A 1,507-nucleotide genomic window follows, 5' to 3' on the forward strand; every position below is an offset into this window, starting at 1 on the left:
GTGCTTCGCACACCGTGCTCGAGATGCTGGTCAGCAAATGGGTCTATCTGGTGGTTTGTGCGCTGCGCAAAGGCCGGTTGCGCAATGGCGAGCTTGCCCGCAAGCTCGAAGGCATCACGCCGAAGATGCTGACGCAGACATTGCGCGTGCTTGAGCGCGACGGTCTGGTGCGGCGCGAGATCTTCCCGGTCATTCCGCCTCGCGTCGAATATGAATTGACTGAGCTTGGCCAGAACCTGGCGGGACTGCTCAACCAGATCAGGTCGTGGTCGGAACAGCATGCGCCGGACATCAAGGAGGCCAGGGCGCGGGCGACTGCTGAAAATGAAGGCGGCTGGGCCGCCTAGCTTCGATCCGAGTCTTTCGTAGCCGTCCGGCAAAGGCCGGAAGCGGGATTTTGCGCTCGCCGGCAAGCGCCGACGTCGCGGACAGGCCGGACTTCAGCCGATCATGGCGCTGCGGCCGCCGACCTCGGCCTCGCGAATCTTGGTGTCGCGTGATTCGAGCATCTCAGCCTTGGAAAGCTCCGCTTCAGCTTCGCCGAGTAATGATTCGGCAGTGCTTCGCTGGTGGGCGAGGTCGCTTTGCGAATTTCTAAGGTTGTCGCGACGTAAACGCGCCGCCTTGGCAAAGGTCGGATAGGCAAAATGGTTGATGTCGGTGATGCCGGCTTTCTTTTCTTCGGCGGTGATCTGAAGCTCCAGTTCGACGGCCATGCGTTCGAACTCGGCGAYCATCATGTCGAGCTGCAGCAGCTGCCGCCGCTTCTCATTCACCTGAAACTGTTTCAGCCGAACGAGGTTTTCACGTGACTTCATGATTCGGTACTCCCGGAAACGCACACCCGCACATATCGTCCAAACCGCCTGGAAAGGCCCAGGCCTTGCCCGTGTCCACCGGCTTTCCCCGAACTATAGGAAACAAAACCCTAAAGTTTTTTGCCGGCGGTAACCATTCGTTTACGGGCATTGTTAATCATACGGCTCAGGACTTAAGGCCGGGTAAAAATTCCGGCCGCCGATGCGGGAGCCGCGTCAATGAGTCTCTGGAGTCGCTTAGTCCAGGTTGTTAATGTGTTGCATTAGGAATTGGGTTCTGGGATTCGTTATTAGATTCAAGAGGGTGTAGAAAGAGGTTAAAAAATCTGGTACCGTAGTGGACGGGAAATTAGGTTTTGTTAACCATTTGATGGCAGCCTCTGCACAAGGCAACCACTGCTCCGGGTCCGGACGGGTCGTGAAATGGTCCGGCAGCAGAAAAGGGGAATGAAATGCGTGTTCTGCTGATAGAAGATGACAGTGCAACCGCACAAAGCATCGAACTGATGCTGAAATCGGAAAGTTTCAATGTCTACACGACCGATCTCGGTGAAGAGGGTGTCGATCTAGGCAAGCTCTACGACTACGACATCATCCTTCTCGATCTCAACCTGCCTGACATGTCGGGCTATGAAGTCTTGAGAACGCTTCGCCTGTCCAAGGTGAAAACGCCGATCCTCATCCTCTCC

General features: G+C 56.0%; 3 protein-coding genes. 2 read left to right on the plus strand and 1 reads right to left on the minus strand.

Translation table 11 applies throughout. From position 1 onward, the window contains the following. Positions 1-347, plus strand: a 347-nt coding sequence (locus ACXJ7R_RS32295; RefSeq protein ID WP_457155342.1) for a winged helix-turn-helix transcriptional regulator, incomplete at its 5' end; no start/stop codon positions are given. 93 nt (positions 348-440) lie between these two features. Here the strand turns inward: ACXJ7R_RS32295 and ACXJ7R_RS32300 are convergent. Beyond that, positions 441-818, minus strand: coding sequence for a flagellar export protein FliJ (locus ACXJ7R_RS32300; protein ID WP_457155343.1), 378 nt, complete (start codon positions 816-818; stop codon positions 441-443). 452 nt (positions 819-1,270) lie between these two features. On the opposite strand from ACXJ7R_RS32300, the gene ACXJ7R_RS32305 reads away from it, so the two are divergent. Continuing rightward, on the plus strand, positions 1,271-1,507 hold a 237-nt coding region (locus tag ACXJ7R_RS32305; RefSeq protein ID WP_366930581.1), incomplete at its 3' end, for a response regulator.

Source organism: Mesorhizobium sp. P5_C1 (assembly GCF_054049815.1).